Below are 25,032 nucleotides of genomic sequence, written 5' to 3' on the forward strand. Positions count from 1 at the left end.
AATTCCGTAAGAGGATGTGTGACTTTTTCTTTTCGGCTTGATTTTATTTTGGAATAAGGGTAAAATTAACTATCGGCTTTATCTTAAGGAGGTTAATATGTCTGATATTATTTATATTGAAGGCCGCGAAATTTTGGATTCGCGGGGAAATCCTACTGTAGAAGTTGAGGTTCAGTTAAGCGATTTTAGTTATGGACGAGCCTGTGTTCCTTCAGGAGCTTCTACCGGAGAATATGAGGCTTTGGAAATGAGGGACGGCGATAAGAGCCGCTACATGGGAAAGGGTGTTTTGAAAGCTGTTGACCAAGTTAATACGGTTATTGCCGAGGAGCTTGACGGGGCTGATGCCTTGGATCAGGCCGAGATAGACAATATGCTTCTCAATCTTGACGGCACCGAAAATAAATCCAAGCTCGGCGCAAATGCTATGCTCGGTGTTTCGATGGCCGTAGCACGCGCCGCTGCCGACAGCTTAGGCCTGCCGCTTTACCGTTATCTGGGAGGCGTTCATGCAATGCAGATGCCTGTTCCTATGGCAAATATCATAAACGGCGGACGGCACTCCGACAACAAGATAGATTTTCAAGAGTATATGATTATGCCCGTCGGCGCTCCATCAATCCGTGAAGGCATAAGGATGACTGCTGAGGTTTTCCATGCTTTAAAAGATATTCTAAAAAAAGACGGACATGTTACGGCTGTAGGCGATGAGGGCGGTTTTGCTCCCAACATCGAAAATGTTCAAGCTCTGGACTACATAATGAAGGCTATCGAAAAGGCCGGTTACAAGCCCGGTAAGGATATAGTAATTGCCTTGGACTGTGCTTCTTCGGAGCTCTTTGATGCAGGCGATAGAAAGGGCTACAAGTTCTGGAAGTCTGAGCCTTCCAAAGTTTTAAATGCAGAGCAAATGATAGATTTGTTTAAGGATTGGATAAGTAAGTATCCTATTGTTTCTATTGAAGACCCGCTCGATCAAAACGATTGGGAAGGCTATGCGAAGATGACAAAGGAATTGGGAAACCAGATTCAGATTGTAGGCGACGACTTTTTTGTAACAAACACAAAGAGGCTTGCCCGCGGTATTGAAGAAGGAGCTTGCAATTCTATTTTGATAAAGCTCAACCAAATCGGAACGGTTACCGAAACAATCGATGCCGTAAGAATGGCTCAAAAGGCCGGCTACACTGCCGTAATTTCGCACCGCTCAGGCGAGACCGAGGATGCCTTTATTGCCGACCTGGCCGTTGCCCTCGAGACCGGACAAATTAAAACCGGGTCAATGAGCCGAAGCGACCGCATAGCAAAATACAATCAGCTAATGAGGATCGAAGATGAGCTGGGCTATAACGCCCGCTATGCAGGCATGGCAACATTTGCAAACCTGATAAAAAAATAAAAGATGATAGTTTTAACCGGCGGGGCCATTTAGGTCTTGCCGGGTTTTTATTATATGGGGAAATAAATATTTTTGTGAGAGTATGAAAAAACTTTTTTATCTTATTTGTATTTTGTTATTGCTTTTTTCTTGTTCCGTTGAAAATCATAACAATGGTGTTCCCGAAAAATGTTTTGATCTTTCAAATGAAAAAGATAGAATATACATTGAGGATAAAGGTAATTTTTGGGAATTATATAAAATAGAAAATTTAAAAAAATGTTCCGTTTATGTGTCTGAAAATATAGTTAATTTTAATTTTTATTTTTCGAAAGATGTAAATGTGACTAGTATTAAAAATACACAAACATATTTTTCTCATGTTATAACTAAAACATCAAAGAAATATCCTTCCGCTTATGAAGATATTGATAAGTTTATTAAAAACGATACTATTGTTAAACTGCGTATTTTTGTAAATAACAGAATTTTATTGTATACTTCTTTTGATTTTAAAATAAACGAATTCGACTATTATGAAAATATTGATATTGATATAGATAGAGATAGAGCTATAGGAAATGTTGATGTAGAAAATTTTGTAAAAGATTTAAAATCTCTAAACAAGAATATTGAAAATGTAAAAATATTTAAAGCTTTGAAAGGGTCTGTTGTTTGTGTTGTGATAGATACAAAATCTAAAATTGATAAAATTCAAGAAGCCGAAATTTGTAAATATGCGGAAAGTAAAATAGTTTCTGAATTTGAAAGGGTATCAAAAGATTTATATGGAATGAATATGTATGCTTTAGGACTGTATTTGGAAATTAGATTTGGTAATATGAAAATTTTTGAAGGTACTTATCTTAACGGAGATAAAAAAAGATGGGCTAATATTGATTGGTATAATTTTGATTTTTTTTAATTTGGGAAATGAAATATGAAAAAATTTGGAATATGCATTATAATATTGACTATAATATTTACAATTTTGCTTAGAATGGATAAATATTGTGATTGTGAGAATTTCATCTTTAATACTACAATGATTATTAAAGGTAATTATTATTTAGTTGCTAAGGAAGATATGAAAGTTGTTGAGGTGTCCGCTTTACAGTGGTATTATACAAATTTTATATCTTTTATTTCGTTAGTGCTATGGATTTTAACAGGCTTATTGTATTTGTATGTGATGGGGTGCCATGTCTTGCCTTATTTTTGGTATAAAAAATATGATCATATGTTTGATGAAAGCTGATTTTTGTTCAAAATCCAAGTATCTCACGCCTCTGCCAGCAATTGTGTCAAAAAAATGGATCGATATTGCTGCACAGAGCGCTAGGTTATGTTTAAAAGTAACTTGATGCTGATGCTTGTTTATTTTTGTAGTTTGTGTGATAATAAAAATATAAAATATTTTATAATTATGTAGGTGAAATATGAAAAAAAATACTATAGTGATTATATTGTTTATTGTAAATATAGTTTTATTTGCTGTTGAAGTGTTACTTCCTGATGGTTCAACTTATCATGGTAGTTTAAAAGATGGAATGTTTTCAGGCAAGGCGGTTCAGATATGGCCAAATGGCGATAAGTATGAAGGAGAATATCAAAATGGATTGTTTCATGGCTATGGCGAAATGACAACAAATTCATATACTTACAAAGGCAATTACTTTAATGGATTGCAAATAGGTAAAGCTTTTATTTTGTACAGTGATGGATCTTCATATGAAGGGGAAGTCAATGCCGGTATATATGAAGGAAACGGCGTATTAAAAACATCAACAGGAAATATTTTTGAAGGTATCTTTAAAAACGGTTTTTTAAATGGAAAAGGTAAAATCAAATATAATGACGGGGCTGTACGTTCAGGTAATTTTGTAAATACAAAACTTGAAGGCCACGGTGTTTATAAATTTTCAAATGGTGATAGTTATATTGGTAATTTTGTGAACGGTAAATTTGACGGCTTTGGAACTTTGACAAAACAAAACGGTAAAATATATCAGGGAAAATTTTCAAATGGAGAATTACCTTATAAATATATTTGGAAAAATAAAATGTCTTCCGTGTTATTGGATGTGACAACAATTTTGCTTTTGATTTCATTTATTTTAAATGTTGTTTTTATAATTAAGATTAAAAAGAAAAGCAAACAATTAATTTAAAATGGAGTTGAAAAGCATGAAGAGGATTATACTTTTATTAGTGCTTTCCCTCAGTTTTAGTTCTTGTACTGAAAGGTATCATATACTATATGATGCAATACATTATGATTTTAAATCTATTAAATCATATGAGGAATTATATCAACTGTATAAAAAATGGGGCTTCTGGGAGGCAGGCACTTATTATGTACAGTCATTTAAATACGGCACCTTTTGGACAGAGGTATTCTGTACTGTAGACTATGATTTTCTTAAACAGAGATTATATATTGGTTTTGATAGAACTCAAAGTAGACCAATATCTGAAAATCTCAAAAATAAAATTACTTCTACATTGGTAAAGAAATACGGCGCATATCATTTAAATGAAATTGAAGTTGCTCGTTATGTAGAAGGAGAGGGATGGGTGTTATATAAGGATATGCTACCGTGTTGGAATTTAAAAGATAGATTATTGTATTTAGATTTGCGAGACCTTGATGAACGTCATGAATTTTCTTTTGGACTAATTATTATATTTCTATAGGAAGAAATATGATATTAATTGTAGGAGAGAACAAAAAAATTGGAGATACAATTAAAAACTAGTTGATAAAACTTTTACGATAAATATAAAAACAATGAAACCAAAACCTTACATTTATCCACATTCTAACTATCTCATCTTTCGCAATTTCTTTACAATACATATCCCGACACAAGACCAAAACAACCCGCAAGGATTAAGAGTACACAAACACATATTTGTAGGAAACTCACGGCTTGTAACCGCCATGACGCACACGGATAACCAAGGCGAGAACGACGAACAAAAGGCAAAGAGGTATTATTACCACAGCGACCACTTAGGAAGTGCACAATTCGTAACCGACTGGCGAGGCAGACAGTATGAGCATATAGAATATACGCCTTACGGAGAACTTTGGATAGAAGAAGTTGCAGCTGGATTGGATAAGCTACCGTTTAGGTTTACCGGCAAAGAGCTTGACGAAGAAACAGGTTTATACTACTATGGAGCAAGGTACCTTGATCCGAAGTATAGTAGGTGGTTGAGTGGCGATCCGGCGTTAAATGATTATATACCCAAAGCTCCCATTGACGATGAGGCTAAAAAGCATAACGAGAATTTACCGGGTATGGGTGGAGTGTTTAATACCGTCAATTTGCATGTTTATCATTATGCGGGGAATAATCCGGTGAAGTATGTGGATCCGGATGGAAGGGTAGCTGCTCAGCTGTCTTTTAAAGAAATTTTAAAATTTGCTGTTAAAAAGGCAGCACCTAAAGCTGCTTTTGCAGCTGCCGATGGTCCTCTACCTATAGCCGAGATTATTATTGGCATATGGACTATTTATGATATATATCAATTGGCAAAAACTTTAACAGATGAGCCTGGAGCAAGTAGGGATATTCCAGAGAAGGATAAAGATGAAATTGCACAACATGCTCTTGATGGCGGTCATGGTCCTGAAATAAATTTAGATGATCCTACAAAACAGGGAATAAAAGATAAAATGGATGAAGTCTTAAATGATCCTGATACTGAAGTTGGAATTCGTAGAAAAGACGGTGCTAAAGCATACTTAGGTTCTGACGGCACATTAATTATTCATAATCCTTCTGCGGAAGGTAAAGGAACGATGTTTTATGATAAAAATGGAGAAACATTTAAAAGAGATTTTCAATAAAGAAGATATCCAAGTTTTTAGAATAAGTAAAGAAATAAATGATTACTTACAATTAGGAAAACATTCTGAAAAACTTATTGAGCTTGGAGGTTTTAATTATTTATTAAATAAATGGGATGAGATTGTTAATAAACTTCCGTATGATACATCTTTTCATTATCAGCATGATGATTATCTGCACCATTTAAATATTCGATGTTCTATTTTTGATGTAGAACAAAATTGTAAAATCACGAAAAAAGTAAAAGTATTTATAAAAAAAGTAGATAAAATATTTATCAAAAAGACAGTTGAAGTTCCTTATGTATGGATAAATAGAAACAGTATTAAGGAGCCTGAAGATCCAAAATTATACTGGTTTTACTACCGAGTTCCTCCTGAAAGAATTCCAAATTGGTATTCTGAAGGTAGTACTGAAATGAAAATATATCGTGAATGGGTGAAGCAATGTAATGAAAACTCTTGAGAATGTAGATGATTTTATTGCTAAAAGTAAATATTTAATTTTAGTTAAAAAATTTGGCTTACCCTATGTTTTAAACAAATGGAAAAAAGCTTGTGAAGATATGCCATTTAGAAAAGAATACTTAATTTATGAGTATTTAAATAATTTATGCACGTGAAATGTATTGGAAGAAATATTTACCCATTGTGATGTTTCTGATGAAGAGATAAAAATATTGGTAGATTGCGATAATCTTTTTAAGAAAAAAAACAGTAGTTGTAAAAGAATCTGTATGGGAAAAAAAGACGATGATTCGATATTGCATTGGTATAATTATCGCATTCCTAAAGAATGCATTTTAGATCGGTTTCCTGAAGGATTGAAAATTATAGAAAGTTAATTATAATTAAAAGGTATTATATTTGCAATATTGTAAATTTGATTTATGAAAAATAAAGAGTGTTTATTAAAGCAATTAACCTATCTCTTTCGGACAGCGATTGCAAGGGAGCAAAAGCAATTTATAAAAATTGCTTTTGCTGTACATTTTTCCGCAGCAATTTCTGCGGAAAGATACCGAAGCGAAAGCAAAGCCATGAAAAGCGCTATACCGACACTTGTTTACTTTTATGTTTTATGCAATAATAAAAGCTATAAGAAAGGTTCGGGATTCTTAATGGCAAGGAAAGGAATAGTCTTTTATATGATTGATTCTGATATTTACTTTTCGTCCGATGTGAAGTATATTGATTTAGGTACGCTCTTATATCCAGTCGGAATTATTGCTCATGAATTAACACATGCTTATGATACTGTGGTGAAATTATTCCTATACGATCAAAAGATGCTACTAAAAGAAGAATGGAAATGTGGAGAATAATGCGATGAAAAAATATTATTCATTAATTATTATTATGTTTATACTATGTTTTGACGTATTACATGGGTTTGATCTTCCTTATTTAATTGCTAATGATGATAAAGCAAATGTTTTTTTTAAATCTTATTTTAATAGTAATGATATATGGGAATTTTATGAAATAGGTGTTCCTGCAAGAATCAGTGAAAATAATAATAAATTTTATTGGCACCTTGTTTTTGTTGCTTCAAAAAACTATGAAAAGTGTATTGTTTTTTTTAATTCAAACTCTCAACATAATTTAATAGGTAAATTGACCTCAGATGAATTTCATATTATTAGTAAACAAATCAATCTAAGGTTAATATCGAATAATAATCATAAAAAATATTCTGATATACGAGGAATGAATCAACCATTTTATTTGCGTATATGTAATAAAAAGTATGCTAATATTGTGTATGGAGATACTGCTAATCCTGAGACTTATATGTGGGCTAAGCAATTATATTACTATTTTAATCAATTTGTTCCACAAAAGGATCGGCTTTTATATCGAATAGGAGAAGGAAAAACATTTGAAGAAAATATGTTTGCAATATGTGGAATTAAATTCACTAGATTATAAAAAATATAGGAATATTTAAATGAAAATACCTAGCATATTATTTGGATCATACAACGAAGTTATAAAAAGATTAAGGCCGTTAAAAAATCATAATATAGTTTTTATGAAGAATTTTATAAAAAAAATACAAGCTCCGGATAAAATGATGGAAGTTACGGAAGATACGCCAATCGTAATGGTTGATGGATATCCTACACGTGCAGTACCGAATGCGTTTTTTCCATCAGTTTTAAGTGATTATATTTTATATGATGAAGTCTATACATCTGATGTTGTGTCATGGTATATGAAAAAAACTGTAGAAAATTCATGGCTGATGCTTACAGCCTTGGTAGCAGATAGTTCTGTAAGCCTTTTATATCGACATTTTCATAATAAATTTCAAATACGGTTATTAAATGGTCTTGAAAAACATTGGGACGAACTTGTAAGTGTAGGATATTGCTATTATAATGATACATTGGGTTTTTGCAATAGTAAAAAACGGTTATTTTTTGAAAAAAGTTATCCATTGTTACAAATGTCAAGTATGGTTATGCATGTTCGTGATGTGGAGCATATAATAGAAAATTGGAAGAAATTTAAAAGAAATAAACCGGTCATTCCGTTTACTGAAAGTTCGCCTTTAGAAGAAGAAGAACAAAAAAAAATAATGATTCGAATAATTAACTCAGGGGTATTAAAAAAAATGTCGAAAGAGCAGTTAGATGCTTTTAAAAAACTATACATAAATTATTTTAAAACATCGTTGTCGGATGATTTGCTTACATGAGAAAAATATTATGAAAATAAAGCCTTATTTGTATTCACAACCTAACTATCTCATTTTTCGGACAGCGATTGACCGGCCTTTAAGCAGTCGTTTTGAAGCTAGGAATATTTTATAAACTGCGAGGAGTAAAATATTGTAAATATTTTGACTAATCAATTTTAATAATGGAGAAAAGGTATGAAAAAATTTGGAATATGCATTGTAATATTGACATATGATCATATGTTTGATGAAAGCTGATTTTTGTTCGTTGTTAAAATAAATGGTTTTGGTTATGAAAACAAAACTATTTATTACTAATTAATATCATGAATTTTCTTTTGGACTAATTATTATATTTTTATAGGAAGAAAAAGAGACAATTTGGAAAATTAAAAATAAGGTTGGAGATATTTAGTAGTGAATTTTATACGCAGTAAAACGGCTTTTATGCTTGTTCTAATGATTTTTTATATTATCACCTCGGTTGGGGATAATAAATATTTTTTGCAAGTTGTATTTGTTCCAATAATGGTTGTTTTATTTATATTTTTAAATATACAAAAAAATGGATTATACTTTTTTTTAACTTCATTAATAATATTTATTATATCTCATTTTTTTGGCTGTTTAATTGTTTTTTTTATTGATGTAGGATATTTTTTTGTGGTGGAAAGTTTAGGTACTATTTTTTATTCTGTTTTTCTCTTCAATGGCATAATTATATTTATAATATCATATGCTGTTGCTGTATTTATTCATAAGATAGTACGGAGGATACCGGAATGAATGCAGATTTAAAATTCTAACTACAAAAATACTCTTCCTATCTTGCACTATCTTCTCTTTTTTGTTATATTGTCAACCATGAGAAAGATTCTTAATTTTATTTTGTTTGCTTCTTTTCTTTTAATAGTTTTTTCATGTGCAAAAACTGAAAATGTACAAAAAGAAAAAGAAATCGGTATAGCGGTTTTTGTTCCCGGTGTCAGGGCCGAAAGTCCTGTTTACGATATGTTGGCTGCAGGTGTAGAAGAAGCTGTTGCCTTTTCTGCTGAAAAAGGGAAAAAAGTAACTTTGAAGATTTTGGAAGCCGGCACCAATCAGGCGGAATGGGGTACGAAGCTTACTTCCCTAGCTGTGGATGGAAAATATGATTTGATTGTTTCTTCCAATCCTGCTATGCCCGGCATCATCGCTCCTGTTTCAAAGCAATTTCCCAATCAAAAGTTTTTGCTTTTGGATGCATATGCCGAAGGGAACCCCATGATTACTACCTTTAGATACAATCAAAGAGAACAGGCTTATATAGCAGGCTATATTTCTGCCCTGGTAAGTTTGAGCAAGATGGAATTTGCAAATCCCAAAAAGAAAATAGGGCTCATAGCGGGGCAAGAATATCCTGCAATGATGAATATAATTTTGCCTGCCTTCCTTGAAGGAGCCAAAGCTGCCGATCCCGAATTTACCGTTGATTTTAAAATTGTAGGAAACTGGTATGATGCGGCAAAGGGTGCCGAGCTTGCCCGTGCAATGTATAAAAACGGAGCTGATGTAATAATGCCTATTTCAGGCGGTGCAAATCAAGGAGTTCTTGCCGCGGCAAAAGAATTAGGTTTCTATGTTTCTTGGTTTGATAATAACGGCTATGCAAAAGCAAAGGGTTATGTAATTTCAAGTTCCGAAATGAAGCAGCAAAAACTTGCCTACGAGCAGATTTTAAACTTCATCGACGGAAAGCTAAAAGAAGGAAGTCCTTCCACCTTGGGTATCAAAGAAGGTTATGTAAATTTTATTTCCGATGATGAAATTTATATGCAAACAGTTCCCGAAGAAATCAGAAAAAAACAAGATGAAATGCTGAAGAAAATAGCTGACGGTTCTTTGGATTTGTCGGTAAAATAAATTTTTAAAATCGAGTTTTGTGAAGTGAAAAAGACAACGGCCGAGTTAAGCGGTATTTATAAGATCTATGAAACGGAAAACAATCAAACCGGTGAGGTCTATAAAAGTGCTGCTTTAAGTAATGTGAATATAGAATTTTACACTTCCGAAATTCACGCCCTACTCGGAGAAAATGGAGCCGGAAAATCTACATTAGTAAATATTTTTTCGGGCCTTCTTTCTCCGACGAGCGGCTCTATCAAAATAGCGAATAAGGTGTTTAATTTTAACTCCCCTAACGATGCTTTAAATGCGGGGGTTGCAATTGTTCATCAGAGGCCCCGCCTTGCTGCAAATGCAAGTGTTTTTGAAAACATATTGATAGGCACAAAACAGAGGAGCTTTTTATCGCTTATAAACCTTAATGCCGAAAAACAAAAAATAGAAAGTTTAAAGTCAAAATGGAATGTTGACTTGGATTTAAATGCTAAGATAAAAAATCTTTCTGCAGATAAAAGATTTTACACTGCAATGTTTTCTGCCCTTTATACTAATCCTCAGTTTTTAATTTTAGATGAACCGGCTTCCGTTTTTACGAATAAGGAGCGGTATGATTTTTTTTCGGTATTAAAAAAAATGTGTATCGAAGAAAAAATAGGTACTGTGCTGATTACTCATAAGGTTGAAGAAGCTTTAAATTTTGCCGATAGGATTTCGGTTTTAAAAAACGGAAAAATGCAAGGCTCCTTTTTGACGGAAGATTTGGGGAATAATGATGAAGCCGAACTTTTTATAAAAAAGCAAATATTTTCAGGCGATAAATTTTTAAAATCTGAAAAAGAACTGCAAAAACATCACGATAAAAATATTGAAGAAAAAAACTGCGGTTTCGGTTTTTGTATTTCTTTTAATTCCGGCTTCGGTTCCGAAATAAAAAATTTTCAAGTTGAGGCCGAATGCGGGAGAATTACGGGGATTGTAGGCTTCCCTAACAGCGGTATCGAATACTTGGAGGATATTCTTTCAGGGATGCTTAAGAATGCCGATATAAATAAAAGGCATCATACAGGCAGCATTGTAATTGAAAATACGGGAAAGGAAAAAAAAGTTTTTAGCTGCGAAAAAATTACGCCCTCCATTCTTCTAAAAAATAAAATAGGCTTTATTCCCTCGGATAGAAATTTGCGCGGGGCCGATGCAAATCTTACAATTGAAGAAGTTTTAAATTGCTACCGTTTTAAAAATAATTTTTTCGATAAAAAGAATTCCGATGAGTTTATTTTATCCTTATTGAAAGCTGAAAATATAAACGCCGATAAAAACCGTCCGGCGGGTTCTCTGTCAGGCGGACAGCTCCAGCGTCTGATATTGGCGCGCTGTCTTGCCGAAAATCCCGAAATTATAATAGCCGCAGAACCTGCATGGGGTTTGGATCTTTTGAGCACGGAGCTCCTTATGAATAAATTTAGAGCTCTTGCAGAGCAAGGCCGAACCATTGTAATATTAACAAAAGAATTCGATACGGCTTCTTATAAAAATGCTTTTGATGCCGTTTATTTTTTAGGAAAAGAAAATTGAGAAGGTATAAGTTTTTAAGTTCGGGAGCTGCGTTTTTTCTCGGTACCTTGGTAATAATTATCTTTATCTCCATGGGCTCGCAAAATCCTAAAGAAGCATTGTCGGAATTTTTTTTTAAGCCATTTTCTTCCGTTTGGCATTTTGGAAATATGCTGAACAAAACCTCTCTTTTGCTGTTTGCGGCCTCCGGTTCCTTATTTGCTTTTAAGTGCGGTTGTTTTAATTTGGGCGGTGAAGGTCAAATATATTTTGCAGGTCTTTTGACCGGAATACTTTTGCAGTATACTTGGGCAGAGCCGTTCGTGCAGCTTGTTCTTACAGGCTTGACCGTTTTTGCTGCTTGCGGTTTAATCGGTCTTCTTTCGGGATTTTTAAAAATTAAATTTAATGCGGATGAGCTTTTAACTTCTTTTTTAATTTCTGCGGCCATCCTGCCCGTTGTAGATTATCTTATAGGCAATCCCTTGCGGGATACATCGGGTAATTTGCTGGCTTTGCCTCCCATAGAAGAAACTTTTCAGCTTAAAACTTTTTTACCTCCTTCTTCATTGAATATTTCTTTTGTGTTTTCGGTTATTTTGGTTTTGTTTTTTATTCTTTTTTTTGCAAAAACAAGGTGGGGTTACCGTTTGCGCCTTTCAGGAACGGCGCCTGAGTTTTCAAAGTTTGCAGGTTTTTCCGTTTATGCTCCGCCTCTTGCAGGAATGGGAATCTCTGCAGGGCTTCACGGCTTAACCGGATTTTTTGCAATTACGGGAACTTGGTATATCTGTCATCTCTCTTTTTCTTCGGGGATGGGATGGTCGGCCCTTGCAGTTGCCCTTATAGCAAAGAATAGTTTTTTTGTCCTTATCCCGGCTGCCTTCTTATACTCTTGGATACAAAGCGCTTCCGATGCTGCCGTAATGTCAGGCTCCTTGGTTTTTGATACGGCCGTGTTTTTACAGGCTGTAGTTTTTCTTTTTATTTCTGCAAACCTGCTAAGCCTGCGCTTGACTTCAAGATTGAGTAAAAATATTTCACGCATTAAGATGCTTATTTTAAAAAGGAAAGGAATATGATTGAAGCCGTCTTGGTTATCTTAAAAATATCGGCTCCTCTTTTGTTCTTAAGTTTAGGAGCCCTCCTTACAGAATATGCAGGCTCTCTTGCAGTTTTTATGGAAGGAGCCGTTATTCTCTCGGCTTTTTTTTGCGCTCTTATAACCATAATAAGCGGTAATCCCTTTTTAGGTTTTATAGCTTCTATTATTTTAACTTCTCTTATTCTGTATTTACTTGCCTTGTTTACCGTTAAAACAAGGGCAAATTCTTTTTTGACAGGGCTTTCTTTAAACCTATTTGCCGCAGGCTTTGTTCCTTGGGCTTCCGAACTTTTTTTAAAAAAAGGCGGAGTTCTTTCCTTTGAAGATTTTGAAATGTCCTCCCATCTTAGTCCCGTAAATAATCTTAATCCGTTTTTTGCGGGTTTAATTTTAGCTGTTGTAATTTTTTTATTCTTAAAATACAGTTCCAAGGGAATCAGCTTAAAATATTCAGGAGATGCCCCCGACGTTTTAATTGCCCGCGGAATAAATCCCGATAAGTATAAAATATTTTCATGGACGCTTGCAGGTTTTTTTGCAGCTTGCGCCGGATCAACCCTTGTGTTCCGTCTTGCCGCCTACACTCCCAATATAAGTGCGGGAAGAGGCTGGACAGCCTTGGCTGCAATCTTTTTGGGAAATAAAAATCCTCTTTTATGCACTCTCGCCGTCTTACTTTTTTCTGCGGCTGAATATGCCGTGAACATAATGCAGGGTGCCGTAAAAATTCCGTCAGGTATTTTATTATCCTTTCCTTACATTGTAGCTCTTATCTTTTTTATTGCAGCACCTTCCGTTAGAAAAAAATAAGCTCTTGTTTTTTTATTTGTAATTTGTTAAATTAAATGCATCTTAATTTTAATACTCTATGGAGGCATTATGAGTAAGGGTTTAAAAATCGGATTGATTATTTTGGCTGTTGTTTTTGTTTTGGCTTTCGGCTTATATAGATTTTTTGTAGGAACATATAATTCTATTATTCTTGCAGAAGAAAATGTAAAGTCTGCGTGGAGTCAGGTAGAAAATGTTTATCAAAGGCGTTTTGATTTAATTCCCAACTTGGTGAATACGGTAAAAGGTTATGCTGCACATGAGTCTAAGGTTTTTACCGATATTGCAGAAGCAAGATCAAAGGCCGGCGGCGTTATGAAGGTTTCCGATGAGGTTTTAAATAATCCCGAATCCTTTGCAAAATTTCAACAAGCACAAAGCGAGCTTGGGTCAGCCTTACAGCGTTTATTGGTTATTACCGAAAACTATCCTGAATTAAAAGCAAATCAAAATTTTATGGACTTACAGACCCAGCTTGAAGGAACGGAAAACCGTATTGCAGTTGAACGCAAAAGATATAACGAAGCTGTCCAATCATACAATGTTTATATAAGACAATTCCCTCGTTCGATTATTGCCAATATGAACGGCTTTAGGGAGAAGGCTTATTTTAAGGCTGATGATCAGGCAGCAGCCGCACCTAAGGTAAACTTCTAAAAATTATGCAAAAAGATAAAATTTTAAAAAAGATATTTGTTTTATTTTTTGTCGTCTTTTATAATTTTAATTCTTTCGGCTTAGCCGTGCCTTCTCTTTCCGGCCCTGTAGTTGACAAGGCCGGAATTCTTTCGAAAAACGAATTTAAAAAAATAGAAAATTTTCTTTTGGACTTAAATAACAGATCTCAAGTACAAATTGCAGTTTTGATCATTCCGTCTTTAGAAGGAGAATCTATTGAAGATTATTCTATGCAGGTTGCCGAAAAATGGAAACTTGGTTCTAAAGAAAAAGATAGCGGTGCCCTTTTACTGGTTTCAGTTAAGGATAAAAAACTTCGCATTGAAGTAGGCTACGGATTGGAAGAAAATCTTACGGATTCAAGGAGCGGACAAATTATCCGCAACTTTATCGCTCCTCAATTCCGTTCAGGTGATTACGGGCAGGGAATCTATGACGGGCTCAAAGCTATGGCGGCTTATGCTTTGCAAGATGAAACTCTTTTAAAAGAAATTAAGACTGCGGATGAAGATGATGAAGGCGGATTCCCTCAAGTTTTATTGTTTTTAATTTTCGCCTATATTATGATTTCAAGATTTTCGCCGGGCGGACTTTTTTGGATATTCTACTTGCTTTCTCAAAGCAGTAGGGCAGGCCGCTCTTTTAACGGAAGATCAAGCGGTTCGGTTTTCGGAAGCTCGATAGGAAGATCGTCAGGCCGAGGTTTTTCTGGCGGCGGCTTTTCAGGAGGAGGCGGAAGATTTGGCGGCGGAGGAGCCTCAGGAGGTTGGTAGTATGAATAGGACCCTTAATTTTGCCCACAGGGGTTTTCGAAGCAGGTATCCCGAAAATACTATGCTTGCTTTTTCTAAAGCAGCGGACTTAGGTGTTGACGGTATAGAGTTCGATGTTCATCTTTCTTCTGACGGCGTTCCGGTAATAATTCATGATGAAACCTTGGATAGAACAAGCAGTGCTTCAGGTCTTGTAAAAGATTTTTCTTTTGACGAATTAAAAAAAATAAATGCTGCAGCAAAGTTTAAAAGTGCAGAAGCTTTGAACGGAACCGTACCTTTAAATGAAAAGATTCCTTCGCTTGAAGACTATTTTGATTTTATAAAGAACAAGGATATTATTTCAAACATTGAATTAAAAACGGGAGTCTTTGAATACCCGGGGATAGAGGAAAAAGTATATGCCCTTTTAAAAAAATATAATCTGCAAGACAAATGTATTATTTCATCCTTTAATCATGAAAGTATTTTGAGAATGAAAAAAATAAACTCTTCACTTGTGTGCGGTTTTTTGGTTGATTCTTGGGATTTGCATCCGGCTGCCTATTTAAAAAAAATACGGCGTAGAATGTTATCATCCTCCTGCATATAGGCTTACAAAGGAATTTGTTGATGAGCTGCATAATGAAGGCTTTAAGGTCAACGCTTGGTTCGGTTCTATTCAAACAGATTATTCTCAAGTTTTAATTACCGGTTTAGACTCAATTATAACTGACTATCCCGATAAGATTGCCGATTTATTGTAAAGTTTCCTCTAGTAAAAAATTAAAAATACAGATATAATTGTAGTATGGACTGGTCATTGGTTTTATCAGGCGGAGGTGCAAAAGGCCTTGCCTACATAGGAATGTTTAAAGCTCTTGAAGAATTGGAATATCCGCGTCCTGATTGTATTGTCGGATGTTCTATGGGTGCAATTATCGGCGGTCTTTATGCTTCAGGTATGACTGTAGATGAAATGATTTCTTTCTTTTCAAATGATTTTGAATTAACCGACTATCTGGATGTTTCCCATTTAGGTTTTGGGCTGACTAAGCTGACAAAGCTTTTGCAAATAGGGGCAAGTTTAAACAATTTAATTTCCCATCAAGGAGCAGATTCAGGAGAAAAGAGTTTAACCCTTTTTAAAAAACTTTCATGTTATCAAACATTTGATCAGCTTAAAATTCCTTTCTATTGTAATGCCGTTGACTTGTGTGATGGAAATGAAATAGTCTTTGATAAGGGGAGGGTAGCGGATGCGATGAGAGCTTCATCATCATATCCGGGCTTCTTTACTCCGTTTCATCATAACGGAAGAATTTTTGTTGACGGTTGCGTAAAAAATAATACGCCTGTTTGGATTGCCAAAGCAAAAGGTTTTAAAAATATCTTGGCTGTTACTCTCGGAACTTTTAAGATTATAACGAGTGAAGATTTGGATTCTTCTATTTCGGTTTTGACTAGATGTATGGAGGTCGCCTCAATCCGTTCTGATTATACCATAGCGAATACTCCAACACATATCCTTGATATTGATACAGGTATGGCTCCGCATGATTTTTTCGGATCCGCTTTCTCAAATTCAAATGGGCTATTCCGTAACTATGAATCATAAAAAAGAACTCCTTGATTTTTTCCAAAAAGGTTTTCCGGGCATTGTGAACCGCAGACGCATGAGCAAAAAAATTGCTCGAAGGCTAAAACATGAAAAAGTTTTTTAATAAAATTAAGATTCTTGATGTTATCACACTTGCGGTTATTGTTTCATTTATAACATTGACCTCCCTTTTTATATATTCCTCGGATAACTCTACCCTTTATCTATCGGTTAGAACACCTAGTGGAGATTGGATATATCCGATGAATATTGATATGGATTTTGTTGTGGATGGAGAAGCCGGACCTGTAAGTATTAAGATCGAAAAAAATGAGGCCTTTGTTGTCAGTTCAACTTGTTCAAATAAAACCTGTATATCGGCTCCGAAATTAAAAAATCACGGTGATTGGAATGCCTGTCTTCCGAATAAGGTTTTTTTATCTGTCGAAAAAAAATAAACTGCATTAATTTGTGTAAAAGCCGGCTATAAGATTTGTAAAAGCCGGCTCTCTTGTTTTTTTTTAATATTTGATGTAAGATTTTTAAGTATTATGTGCACAAAATATGAAGTCTTTAAACTCGGTTCGGAAATTTTTTCAGTAGAAAATCCTCTTACGATTGCCGAAATAGGAACAAGTCATAACGGTTCTATTGAAACAGCCGTCAAATTGATAGATGCTGCTAAAGAGGCCGGAGTAAGGGCCGTAAAATTTCAAATTGTTTATGCAGATGAAATTCTGCATCCGAATACCGGCTATGTAGACTTACCTACAGGAAGAATTCCTTTGTATGAACGCTTTAAAAGTTTGGAAGTTCCTATAAATTTTTATAAAGAGCTTGCCGAATACAGCCGATCAAAGCATCTTTTGTTTTCAGCCAGTCCCTTCGGCTTTAGGTCTGCTGCAGAGCTTGCCGAGTTAAAACCCGATTTTATAAAGATAGCTTCGCCTGAGCTTAATTATATACAACTTCTAAAATGTTGTGCCTGTTTTAACATTCCAATGATTTTATCGAGCGGGGTTTCTCTTTTAAAAGATATTGAAAATGCTGTCGGTTTTTTACGCTCTGAAAATAAAGATTTGAGTCTTGCTCTGCTTCATTGCATTACATCTTATCCTGCACCCGAAAAAGAATATAATCTTTCAGTGATGAAAAATTTGAGCGGTGTTTTCGGTATACCATGCGGCGTCAGCGATCACTCTTTGGATCCGATTTTAGTGCCTATCCTTACGCTCGCATCGGGCGGTTTTATAATCGAAAAACATATCTGTCTTTCCCGAAAAGAAAAAGGCTTGGACGATCCTGTTGCTTTAGAACCCGATATGTTTAAAAAAATGTGCAGTGCCTTGGATTTGTGTTCTAAAAAAACTTATGATGAAATTATAGAACATTTAATAAAATTGAATTATTCCGCTGATCTGATAAATGAAGTTATAGGTTCAGGAGAAAAAAAATTGAGTATGGCTGAAAGTAAAAACTACGGCCGTACAAACAGATCAATTCACTATCTGCACGATTTAAAAAAAGGTCATGTGATAAGGGATAATGATATTGCTGTTTTGCGAACCGAAAAAATTTTATCGGTGGGGGAAGCTCCTGAAATGTTTGACCGGTTTATCGGTGCCGTTTTACAAAGAGCCGTTTCCGCAGGTGACGGATTATTGATGGAAGATTTTCTTACAAGGGAATAATATATGAGTAATAATTATTATAACGATATGGGAAATATTTTGCGGGATGCTCTTACCTCCGATGAAGATCCTTTTGCTGCTGCACAAAGGTCAAGCGGCCGTTATCGAACGATAGGCGGACGGATGGAAAGACGGCCGCCGCCTAAGATAGATAAGGATTCCTTAAGGGTTCCTGTTCCGCCTGAACTTGTAGAAGATTTTGCCGTTTTAAATGTTTTATCCGGAGTTCCCCTTGATGAGTGTAAAAAATCTTGGAAGCGTTTGATAAAAAAACATCACCCTGATTTTCAAGACTCACCTGTAAAACAAGCCGAGGCCAATGTTATAATACGGCGTATAAATAATTCTTACCGTAAAATAGAAACATGGTTTAAGACAGGAAATATTTTATCTGAAAAAGACTTAAACTCATAAAGGATTATAAATTGAAAAGGATTCTTGTTTTAATTTTATTATTTTTTTTATTCGCGGAAGCCTATGCAGAAAACACTATTTATGAACTGGGACCTAAAAGCGAACATGTTATTGTTTTTACTGCTTCAAGAAATCAAAATAATGAATCAACATTTTCGACGGAACTTTTAGAAGCTTTTGCAAAAGACTTAAAAGATGTGCTTTTTCAAACTCGTGTTATAATTGCAATTACCGATAATGATTTTCCGGCTTTACCTGAAAGTATTAATATGATAGAATCTCAAAATACAAAAAAGCTTATTTCAAAAATAAATGAAAGTAAGTCAAGTCTTGTATTTATTTTATCTGATGGGCCATCCGATAGAGCCGTATTAAGTGCCGGTGCCGTAAAAAAAACTTCTCCTCCATGGATGTTAAAAGATTTACATGAAATATTACAAAATCAAAATATTCCGGTGAATTTTAAATATAATGATATTATACTTTATCGTCTTGGGCTTATAGAAGATAAGATGCTGGCAGAGTATTTTAAAGAGGATATTCCTGCAATCAAAATATCTTATGGGGCGGATATGCGTCCTGCATTATTATCTTTGATAAATATTTACACTCATGGTATTTCATCCGAATGGGATAAACATTATAATGTAAAAAATATTTTTGGCCCTACAATTATAGGTGAAAAAACATTGGTGTTTTTAGTAATAGGTGTTACTTTGTTTGCTCTTTTTTATATTTTTATATTCAGTTTTTTGTTCGGACGAAAAAGAGAAAAGAACATAAGAGACCTTTTGCTTTTATGGCGGGTTCCTATTTTATTTTTTGTAATTACTCTGTTTGCTTTGTATATTGGAGAATATCTTACAACTATTTTATTTTCAATTAGATTCAGTTTTCAAGGTTCTATTAAATTTTTACCTATAACGGCGATTTCATTGAAGCTATTATTTTCTACGATAATTATTTCTTTATTTGCATATTTGAACAGATATTCAAAACTGCCAAATAATATATTTATTTATGGGTACTTGGCAGGCATTGTTTGCTTTTTAAATATATTTATTTTTTCCAGAGTCAATTTATCTTTATCGATTATATTTTTGGAAATTTATATTTTATCTTTTTTTTCGTATCATTTTCAAAGATTGTATGCACAAGTATTCTTTTTGATTTTAAATATCTTATTGTTGCTTTATTATTTTTATGATGTGTTTTTTATTAAAGATAATATTATTGAAATTTTATTTTATGCTAACAATGCATTAACTGCAATGTTTATTCTTCCATATATATTGATGCTTTTAAGATTTTTTATGCAGTTAAAAAAAGAGTTACCAAAAGCAAAGTTTATTCAAATAAAGATCACCGGAGCTGCAGCCTTCCTTGCAGCAGTTATTATTATTCTTGTCTTAATTTACCCTTCATTTTTTCATCCTAAAAATAAAAATGAATTTATTTTCTATAATATTGAAAATAGAAAAAAATATATATCTCTTATTTCTGATATAAAAAATAAACTTGAAATAATAAATGATGATAATGAATTGTATCGTTTATCCGGTATAGATGAAGATGATTTTATAAAGGTACAGGCCGGCACACAAAACTATCTTGAGCGGGTTATAGGTGAAGTGAATATAACTCCTCTCATCAGGGCGGCTCTTATACAGGTGGTTATAAGCCGCACTGACGGTTTCCCTATTTATGAAGCAAATATAGATTTTAAAAAATCGAATGAGGGAAAAAATGCCGAATTTGTGTCGCCTATTAATTTAATGGATGCTTTTTCAATAAAATTTTCGGGAGAAAAAAATTCGGTTTTACATATAAAGATACTTGCATGGTTTTATGATAATCCTATAAATCCTGATTTTGAATTTTTGAATGATAATTTAAAAAACAAAACAATGATTTTTCATGTTATCAAAGAATTCGATTTGATACCTAAAGCGGAGTCTTAATATGGCGGCAGAAAAAGTTTTTTTCCATGTTGATATAGATGCTTTTTTTGCTTCTGTTGAACAGCTTGATAATGCTGAATATCGAGGTAAACCTGTTATTGTCGGCGGTCAATCTGAAAGAGGTGTTGTTTCGACTTGCTCTTATGAAGCAAGAAAATTCGGTGTACATTCTGCGATGCCTATTTTACAGGCTAAAAAACTTTGTCCGGGCGGTATATTTTTAAGAGGCCGAATGAATCGGTATCATGAAAAATCAAAAGAAGTGATGACGATATTTAAAGAGTTTACTCCTGAAGTAAAACAAATTTCCGTTGATGAAGCTTTTTTAAATATGACCGGAATGGAAAAAATATTCGGAGCTCCTAAAAATTCCGCTCTCTTATTAAAAAAAACTATAAAAGAAAAGACTGGTTTAACGGTTTCGGTAGGCTGTGCTCAAAATAAATATATTGCAAAGATAGCTTCGGGGCGTTCAAAACCTGACGGACTTTTTATTGTGCCTGCCGGAGAAGAGATAGATTTTATGAAAAGTCTTCCATTAAAAGATGTATGGGGAGTGGGCGGAAAGACAAGAGAAAGGCTTATTGCTGCAGGATTGAATAGCGTAGCTCAAATATTTAATTCAAGCGAGCATCTTTTACAAAGTATTTTGGGAAATGCATCCGGCAGTTTTTTATACAGGGCTGTACGCGGCGAGCTTTATGAAATTTTTAATGATGATGTTAAATCTCATTCAATAAGTACTGAAAGGACATTTGAGCACGATTTATTTTCTCATGCAGAGATAGATGATGTTATGTTTTATCTTGCATCCGAGCTTATGTACAGGATATTTGATGAAAAAGTAAAAGGTAAAACCGTTTCTGTAAAAATACGCTATAATGATTTTACAACAGTTTCAGTTCAATCTTCCGGTTCGGTTGTCAACGATACTCAGGATTTATTTGAAAGAGCAAAAGAGCTTTTTTATAAAAAGTTTGATAATAAAACGCCCATAAGATTGTTAGGCTTATGCATTATGAATGTAGAGTCTGATGTGCCTGAAGCACAAACAGAATTATTCTACAGCGAGAAAAACATAAAAAAAAGAAAGATTGAGGAAACTATGTATGCTCTTACAAAAAAAGAGGGAAAGAATATTTTAAAACCTGCTCGTCTTTTAAAAAAAGATAAGGATGGTATTGAATGAAAAAAAAAGCTTTGATTTTAATTTTATTCTGTGTTTTTTTTTCAAGTCTTGCTTATGGTTTTGATACTGATGAAAATTCTAATGTAGACTTCGGTATTGATTTGATTAAAAATAGAACTGGAGAAAATAAGGCCGGACAATATTTTAAAAATTTCGGTAAGGAAAATATTATTCTTTTTTTGGACGGATTTTGGGATCTGGAATTTTTGGGTCTTTCCTCTTTTGAATTTTTTGCCGGTTACGCAAAGGTAAATTCTTTTCAGGGAGTGTTTAAACAAAAGGCAAATTTATCTTTATCGTTATTACTGAATCAGGCTTTTTTATTTTGAGACGCTTTATAAGGATGACTATAAAAAAAGTTCTTTGGCTTTCGGTTATTTTGGAAAAGAAGACTCTCCGATTAAACATATACGTGCAGCAAATAATAATATAAAGTTTCCTCTTAACTATGGATACATAGATACCGGAGGCGGTAAGTTCATCAGTCCGGGTATAATGGGAACATTTGCCGGAAAAAATTGGAATGCCGATACGATGCTCAGATATGAAAGCTCCGAATATAATTCAAAAACATATTACGGCAGTACGGAAATTATAGAAAATAAAATTTCAATTAACTCTTGGCAAAAAGCGAGACATTTTTATATACCTGTAGATAACCTATATGGAAAACCTGTATTTGTCTTTGTAAAGGATTTTGCAGGAGCACAGTGGAGACCGTTAAGTCCCGATGAATTTGTTGTCGATCCCCGCTTAAAAACTTTATCTTTAAAAAAATCTTATCCTGATGGAGTCGCCGTAAATTATTTTGATTTGGAGAGCAATCCTAATGATAGGAATAATCTTGCAAATAAGCATTTGGTCAATATTAAAAATTATTTTTCAGCTTTGGGGACTATTCCGGAAGTGAACGAAATAGTTAATTTTATTAATACACATCAGACAATAAATTCCTATAAAGAAAATGTTTTTGGAAAAGACTTATTGGTATTAAAGAAAAATCATTTTTCTCCTTTTGAGATTGCTTCCCGCTATGAGGCTTCAGAATCTTCAACCTCTTCTTTGATTATTGTTGATACACATACACAAAATGAAGATTTAAACTTTAAAGCATCTTTTGAATCAGGCGGAAGTTTTTTAGGCGATTTTCAAAAAATACAATTCATTCAAGTTGTGGATGCTTCTAAAAATTATGATTTTAGTGAAGTTAAACAAATGTTTCCTTTTCTAAATTTAGATTATAAAGCATATATTTCGAATACTTCTACAGAATATATTTTCCCTGTACAGATAGTGTTCAAAAACTATCTTCCGTCTCCCGGTTTTATTTTACCCGATACGGCAATTCCTGGAAGCATACGTGTTTTTAAAAATAAAATACGGATGTTCGATTTTGATTATAATGAATCAAATCATAATTTAACTATAAATGAGCCTGTGCTTTCAAACGATATTATCGAAATACAGTGGAAGGAGGGGTTAACTTATTCCGACTCAGGGCTTGTACGCTTTGCAGGAGGTGTCCATTGGAGTCCGATTTCCGGGCTGGATATGTTTTTTGCCGGTTCAGGAGATTGGGAAATTACAAAACAAAAAACTAATCCGATAGACACATATAAACTTTCTAGCGGTTTAGATTATAAAAATCAGACCATAAAAACAGGAACCGTTTTCGGATTTGAAGCAGGTGCAGACCGCAAACTGAAAACAAAAGAACAATACTACGCTTTTCAAAATAAATCTTATTTTAATTATAGTTTTGACGGAACTCTTTATTCAAAAAATTCTGTGCCTGTTTTTTCAAATCCGAAATTTTATTTTGAAGAGAATATAAAACTTGATAAAAAACTAGGCTATGCTCATACCAAAACAAATGCAGCTATCGATATATGGAAAATTAAATTTGCCGGATTTTTATCTTTAAAAAATAATTTTTTCTCTGATAATTCAAAGATGATTGAAAGTTACGGCCATTCGGTCATCATGCCTATTTATTTTATTTACTTATCCGAAGATTTTTTTGTAAATATACATGATAATATATTAAGAAGGGAAAATAAAATTAATTTTGAAAAGTATATAAACATTAATTATACAACATCAGTTGATTATAATAAAGATTATACTTCTCAAAAAATAATTACAACCCTATCGCCTATCATTCCAAAAGCCGATTTTGGAACAATATATAGTCAAATCAATTTTTTTGTAGGTCAAAAATATAAGACTCTGTTAAATCCTGCATTAAGTTCTTACAATTTTGCGTGGACAAAGAGCCTGATTGATATGTATTCTCAGGGTGAAAAAAATGCTGAAGATCGAAACTGCGGGATAACCTTTTTATTTAACTATTTCCCTAATGAAAAAAATAAAGAGGGTATTCAATTATCAGGCTTTAACTTCGATGCGTTTTCAAAAACGTTTTTTCAAAATACAGGAAAAAAGAAAGTTCTTGATGAAACCTGTTTTGAAATTTCCGTACCCTTTAATACAAAAAAAATATTTTTCTCTCCGATTATTAAAAGAAAGATTACAAAAGAAAAGATTGGCAGTAAGGCTGAAAATCAAAATACCTATGCTGCTGATCTAAGATTTTTATTTACAGGTATGGGTAGTCAATATTGGCTTTTTTCTAAACCTTTTTTGTATGACATGTTTGACCAAAAAATCCTCAAAGAAATTCAAAGCGGTAATAATGAAATTTATTATAGCTTTTTTAATTCTTACGGCTTTAACATTTCAAGACTTATAAATGGAACTATCGATGATTTATATACTCCTCTGGAATTTGGAACATCCGTATCAAGACTAGTACAATCTTCTCAAACAAATTCCGGACAAAACAATATATACGGAATTGATTTTTCATTTAAGTACACGGCCTTAAATATTTCGGGTAAATACGGTTATTTTGATTGGTTTAACTTTTATGATCAAGATGAATTAAACAGATTTTATAAATTCGGTTTTTCGTTTGGAAACAGCTTTTTTAAATTTAATTTTACTTCAAATCATAGCCTATATTTTTTCTTTAATTCAAATAATAAGCTCGGGTTTGAAAATGAATTTTTATATGCGGCTTCAAAAATAGGAAACTCAAAACTTTCAACCGATGAATGGAAAGAAAAATTCAGTGCACTATTTTCTTATAGGGGCGGCGGTTCTCTTCCCCGATTAATAATAGAAAGTTTTTCAAAAATACCTTTGTCCGACAGCAGGGAAGAAAAACTTTCTATAGAGTTTTCACAAAATAATAGCTTCCAAAAACTTAATTATAAATTTTCATTTAAACATTCGCAATCAACAAAAATAGGTTCGCATGGAGAAATCAAGATATTTGCAGAATTTGAAGGTTCATCCGCTTTATCAAATTCTTTTTTGCTTAACATAAATGCCGGAATTTCAGGCAAGGTAGATTTTTAAAAAAATGATATTTGTTTAATCATTTAT

The 25,032-nt window shown here is 33.6% G+C and carries 24 protein-coding genes and 2 pseudogenes; all 26 read left to right on the top strand.

The annotated features are described in order from the left end of the window. Positions 1-97: 97 nt before the first annotated feature. Positions 98-1,399 carry a phosphopyruvate hydratase gene (gene eno, locus E4O00_RS01505; protein ID WP_253678241.1) on the top strand — a complete coding sequence of 434 codons (1,302 nt, stop codon included), beginning with the start codon at positions 98-100 and terminating at the stop codon, positions 1,397-1,399. 82 nt (positions 1,400-1,481) lie between these two features. Beyond that, entirely contained in the window at positions 1,482-2,303 is an 822-nt protein-coding gene (locus E4O00_RS01510) for a hypothetical protein (RefSeq protein ID WP_253678242.1), read from the top strand. A gap of 15 nt (positions 2,304-2,318) precedes the next feature. Then, positions 2,319-2,636, top strand: a complete 318-nt coding sequence (locus E4O00_RS01515) for a hypothetical protein (protein WP_253678243.1) — start codon at positions 2,319-2,321, stop codon at positions 2,634-2,636. 181 nt (positions 2,637-2,817) lie between these two features. Further along, the gene (locus E4O00_RS01520; protein WP_253678244.1) at positions 2,818-3,549 is read left to right on the top strand and encodes an MORN repeat-containing protein; all 732 of its coding nucleotides are present in this window, start codon (positions 2,818-2,820) and stop codon (positions 3,547-3,549) included. Between the two features lie 16 nt (positions 3,550-3,565). Then, entirely contained in the window at positions 3,566-4,075 is a 510-nt protein-coding gene (locus E4O00_RS01525; RefSeq protein WP_253678245.1) for a hypothetical protein, read from the top strand. Between the two features lie 124 nt (positions 4,076-4,199). Further along, positions 4,200-4,775 (top strand): annotated as a pseudogene (locus tag E4O00_RS14080) (RHS repeat domain-containing protein); the annotation flags it as partial. A 421-nt stretch (positions 4,776-5,196) separates the two neighbouring features. Further along, on the top strand, positions 5,197-5,703 hold the full coding sequence (locus E4O00_RS01535; protein WP_253678246.1) for a hypothetical protein: 507 nt from the start codon (positions 5,197-5,199) through the stop codon (positions 5,701-5,703). Continuing rightward, a complete protein-coding gene (locus E4O00_RS01540; protein ID WP_253678247.1) occupies positions 5,690-5,860 on the top strand; it encodes a hypothetical protein in 171 nt (56 codons plus the stop codon). The genes E4O00_RS01535 and E4O00_RS01540 overlap by 14 nt, the downstream gene beginning before the upstream one ends. Positions 5,861-6,127: 267 nt before the next feature. Then, complete coding sequence (locus E4O00_RS01545) at positions 6,128-6,562, top strand: hypothetical protein (RefSeq protein ID WP_253678248.1); 435 nt, start codon at positions 6,128-6,130, stop codon at positions 6,560-6,562. Between the two features lie 4 nt (positions 6,563-6,566). Continuing rightward, entirely contained in the window at positions 6,567-7,169 is a 603-nt protein-coding gene (locus tag E4O00_RS01550; protein ID WP_253678249.1) for a hypothetical protein, read from the top strand. Positions 7,170-7,188: 19 nt separating this feature from the next. After that, complete coding sequence (locus E4O00_RS01555; protein WP_253678250.1) at positions 7,189-7,941, top strand: hypothetical protein; 753 nt, start codon at positions 7,189-7,191, stop codon at positions 7,939-7,941. Positions 7,942-8,787: 846 nt separating this feature from the next. Further along, positions 8,788-9,825, top strand: a complete 1,038-nt coding sequence (locus E4O00_RS01560; protein ID WP_253678251.1) for a BMP family ABC transporter substrate-binding protein — start codon at positions 8,788-8,790, stop codon at positions 9,823-9,825. A 24-nt stretch (positions 9,826-9,849) separates the two neighbouring features. Further along, positions 9,850-11,382 (top strand): ATP-binding cassette domain-containing protein, encoded by a 1,533-nt coding sequence (locus E4O00_RS01565; RefSeq protein WP_253678252.1) that lies wholly within the window; start codon positions 9,850-9,852, stop codon positions 11,380-11,382. After that, positions 11,379-12,443, top strand: coding sequence for an ABC transporter permease (locus tag E4O00_RS01570; RefSeq protein ID WP_253678253.1), 1,065 nt, complete (start codon positions 11,379-11,381; stop codon positions 12,441-12,443). Before E4O00_RS01565 ends, E4O00_RS01570 begins: the two co-directional genes overlap by 4 nt. Next, complete coding sequence (locus E4O00_RS01575) at positions 12,440-13,276, top strand: ABC transporter permease (RefSeq protein WP_253678254.1); 837 nt, start codon at positions 12,440-12,442, stop codon at positions 13,274-13,276. The genes E4O00_RS01570 and E4O00_RS01575 overlap by 4 nt, the downstream gene beginning before the upstream one ends. A 69-nt stretch (positions 13,277-13,345) precedes the next feature. After that, positions 13,346-13,954 (top strand): LemA family protein, encoded by a 609-nt coding sequence (locus E4O00_RS01580; protein WP_253678255.1) that lies wholly within the window; start codon positions 13,346-13,348, stop codon positions 13,952-13,954. 5 nt (positions 13,955-13,959) lie between these two features. Further along, positions 13,960-14,748: a TPM domain-containing protein gene (locus E4O00_RS01585; RefSeq protein ID WP_253678256.1), complete on the top strand. Its 789-nt coding sequence runs from the start codon at positions 13,960-13,962 to the stop codon at positions 14,746-14,748. 1 nt (position 14,749) lies between these two features. Beyond that, positions 14,750-15,494 (top strand): annotated as a pseudogene (locus E4O00_RS01590) (glycerophosphodiester phosphodiesterase). A gap of 44 nt (positions 15,495-15,538) precedes the next feature. Then, positions 15,539-16,345, top strand: a complete 807-nt coding sequence (locus E4O00_RS01595) for a patatin-like phospholipase family protein (protein ID WP_253678258.1) — start codon at positions 15,539-15,541, stop codon at positions 16,343-16,345. An 89-nt stretch (positions 16,346-16,434) separates the two neighbouring features. Continuing rightward, on the top strand, positions 16,435-16,785 hold the full coding sequence (locus E4O00_RS01600; RefSeq protein ID WP_253678259.1) for a NusG domain II-containing protein: 351 nt from the start codon (positions 16,435-16,437) through the stop codon (positions 16,783-16,785). A 93-nt stretch (positions 16,786-16,878) separates the two neighbouring features. Then, a complete protein-coding gene (locus E4O00_RS01605) occupies positions 16,879-18,018 on the top strand; it encodes an N-acetylneuraminate synthase family protein (RefSeq protein WP_253678260.1) in 1,140 nt (379 codons plus the stop codon). A gap of 3 nt (positions 18,019-18,021) precedes the next feature. Continuing rightward, positions 18,022-18,432, top strand: coding sequence for a J domain-containing protein (locus tag E4O00_RS01610; RefSeq protein ID WP_253678261.1), 411 nt, complete (start codon positions 18,022-18,024; stop codon positions 18,430-18,432). 11 nt (positions 18,433-18,443) lie between these two features. Further along, positions 18,444-20,393 (top strand): hypothetical protein, encoded by a 1,950-nt coding sequence (locus E4O00_RS01615; protein ID WP_253678262.1) that lies wholly within the window; start codon positions 18,444-18,446, stop codon positions 20,391-20,393. 1 nt (position 20,394) lies between these two features. Beyond that, the gene (gene dinB, locus E4O00_RS01620; protein ID WP_253678263.1) at positions 20,395-21,582 is read left to right on the top strand and encodes a DNA polymerase IV; all 1,188 of its coding nucleotides are present in this window, start codon (positions 20,395-20,397) and stop codon (positions 21,580-21,582) included. Continuing rightward, positions 21,579-21,911: a hypothetical protein gene (locus tag E4O00_RS01625; protein ID WP_253678264.1), complete on the top strand. Its 333-nt coding sequence runs from the start codon at positions 21,579-21,581 to the stop codon at positions 21,909-21,911. Before dinB ends, E4O00_RS01625 begins: the two co-directional genes overlap by 4 nt. 34 nt (positions 21,912-21,945) lie before the next feature. Continuing rightward, positions 21,946-25,005, top strand: a complete 3,060-nt coding sequence (locus tag E4O00_RS01630; protein ID WP_253678265.1) for a hypothetical protein — start codon at positions 21,946-21,948, stop codon at positions 25,003-25,005. Positions 25,006-25,032 lie beyond the last annotated feature (27 nt).

The organism is Treponema sp. OMZ 788 (assembly GCF_024181245.1).
Taxonomy (GTDB): Bacteria; Spirochaetota; Spirochaetia; order Treponematales; family Treponemataceae; genus Treponema_B.

Bases quoted from the DNA above. Each gene is read 5' to 3' on its own strand.
- eno (WP_253678241.1), top strand. From the start codon at position 98: ATGTCTGATATTATTTATATTGAAGGCCGCGAAATTTTGGATTCGCGG.
- E4O00_RS01510 (WP_253678242.1), top strand. From the start codon at position 1,482: ATGAAAAAACTTTTTTATCTTATTTGTATTTTGTTATTGCTTTTTTCT.
- E4O00_RS01515 (WP_253678243.1), top strand. From the start codon at position 2,319: ATGAAAAAATTTGGAATATGCATTATAATATTGACTATAATATTTACA.
- E4O00_RS01520 (WP_253678244.1), top strand. From the start codon at position 2,818: ATGAAAAAAAATACTATAGTGATTATATTGTTTATTGTAAATATAGTT.
- E4O00_RS01525 (WP_253678245.1), top strand. From the start codon at position 3,566: ATGAAGAGGATTATACTTTTATTAGTGCTTTCCCTCAGTTTTAGTTCT.
- E4O00_RS01535 (WP_253678246.1), top strand. From the start codon at position 5,197: ATGATAAAAATGGAGAAACATTTAAAAGAGATTTTCAATAAAGAAGAT.
- E4O00_RS01540 (WP_253678247.1), top strand. From the start codon at position 5,690: ATGAAAACTCTTGAGAATGTAGATGATTTTATTGCTAAAAGTAAATAT.
- E4O00_RS01545 (WP_253678248.1), top strand. From the start codon at position 6,128: ATGAAAAATAAAGAGTGTTTATTAAAGCAATTAACCTATCTCTTTCGG.
- E4O00_RS01550 (WP_253678249.1), top strand. From the start codon at position 6,567: ATGAAAAAATATTATTCATTAATTATTATTATGTTTATACTATGTTTT.
- E4O00_RS01555 (WP_253678250.1), top strand. From the start codon at position 7,189: ATGAAAATACCTAGCATATTATTTGGATCATACAACGAAGTTATAAAA.
- E4O00_RS01560 (WP_253678251.1), top strand. From the start codon at position 8,788: ATGAGAAAGATTCTTAATTTTATTTTGTTTGCTTCTTTTCTTTTAATA.
- E4O00_RS01575 (WP_253678254.1), top strand. From the start codon at position 12,440: ATGATTGAAGCCGTCTTGGTTATCTTAAAAATATCGGCTCCTCTTTTG.
- E4O00_RS01580 (WP_253678255.1), top strand. From the start codon at position 13,346: ATGAGTAAGGGTTTAAAAATCGGATTGATTATTTTGGCTGTTGTTTTT.
- E4O00_RS01585 (WP_253678256.1), top strand. From the start codon at position 13,960: ATGCAAAAAGATAAAATTTTAAAAAAGATATTTGTTTTATTTTTTGTC.
- E4O00_RS01595 (WP_253678258.1), top strand. From the start codon at position 15,539: ATGGACTGGTCATTGGTTTTATCAGGCGGAGGTGCAAAAGGCCTTGCC.
- E4O00_RS01600 (WP_253678259.1), top strand. From the start codon at position 16,435: ATGAAAAAGTTTTTTAATAAAATTAAGATTCTTGATGTTATCACACTT.
- E4O00_RS01605 (WP_253678260.1), top strand. From the start codon at position 16,879: ATGTGCACAAAATATGAAGTCTTTAAACTCGGTTCGGAAATTTTTTCA.
- E4O00_RS01610 (WP_253678261.1), top strand. From the start codon at position 18,022: ATGAGTAATAATTATTATAACGATATGGGAAATATTTTGCGGGATGCT.
- dinB (WP_253678263.1), top strand. From the start codon at position 20,395: ATGGCGGCAGAAAAAGTTTTTTTCCATGTTGATATAGATGCTTTTTTT.
- E4O00_RS01625 (WP_253678264.1), top strand. From the start codon at position 21,579: ATGAAAAAAAAAGCTTTGATTTTAATTTTATTCTGTGTTTTTTTTTCA.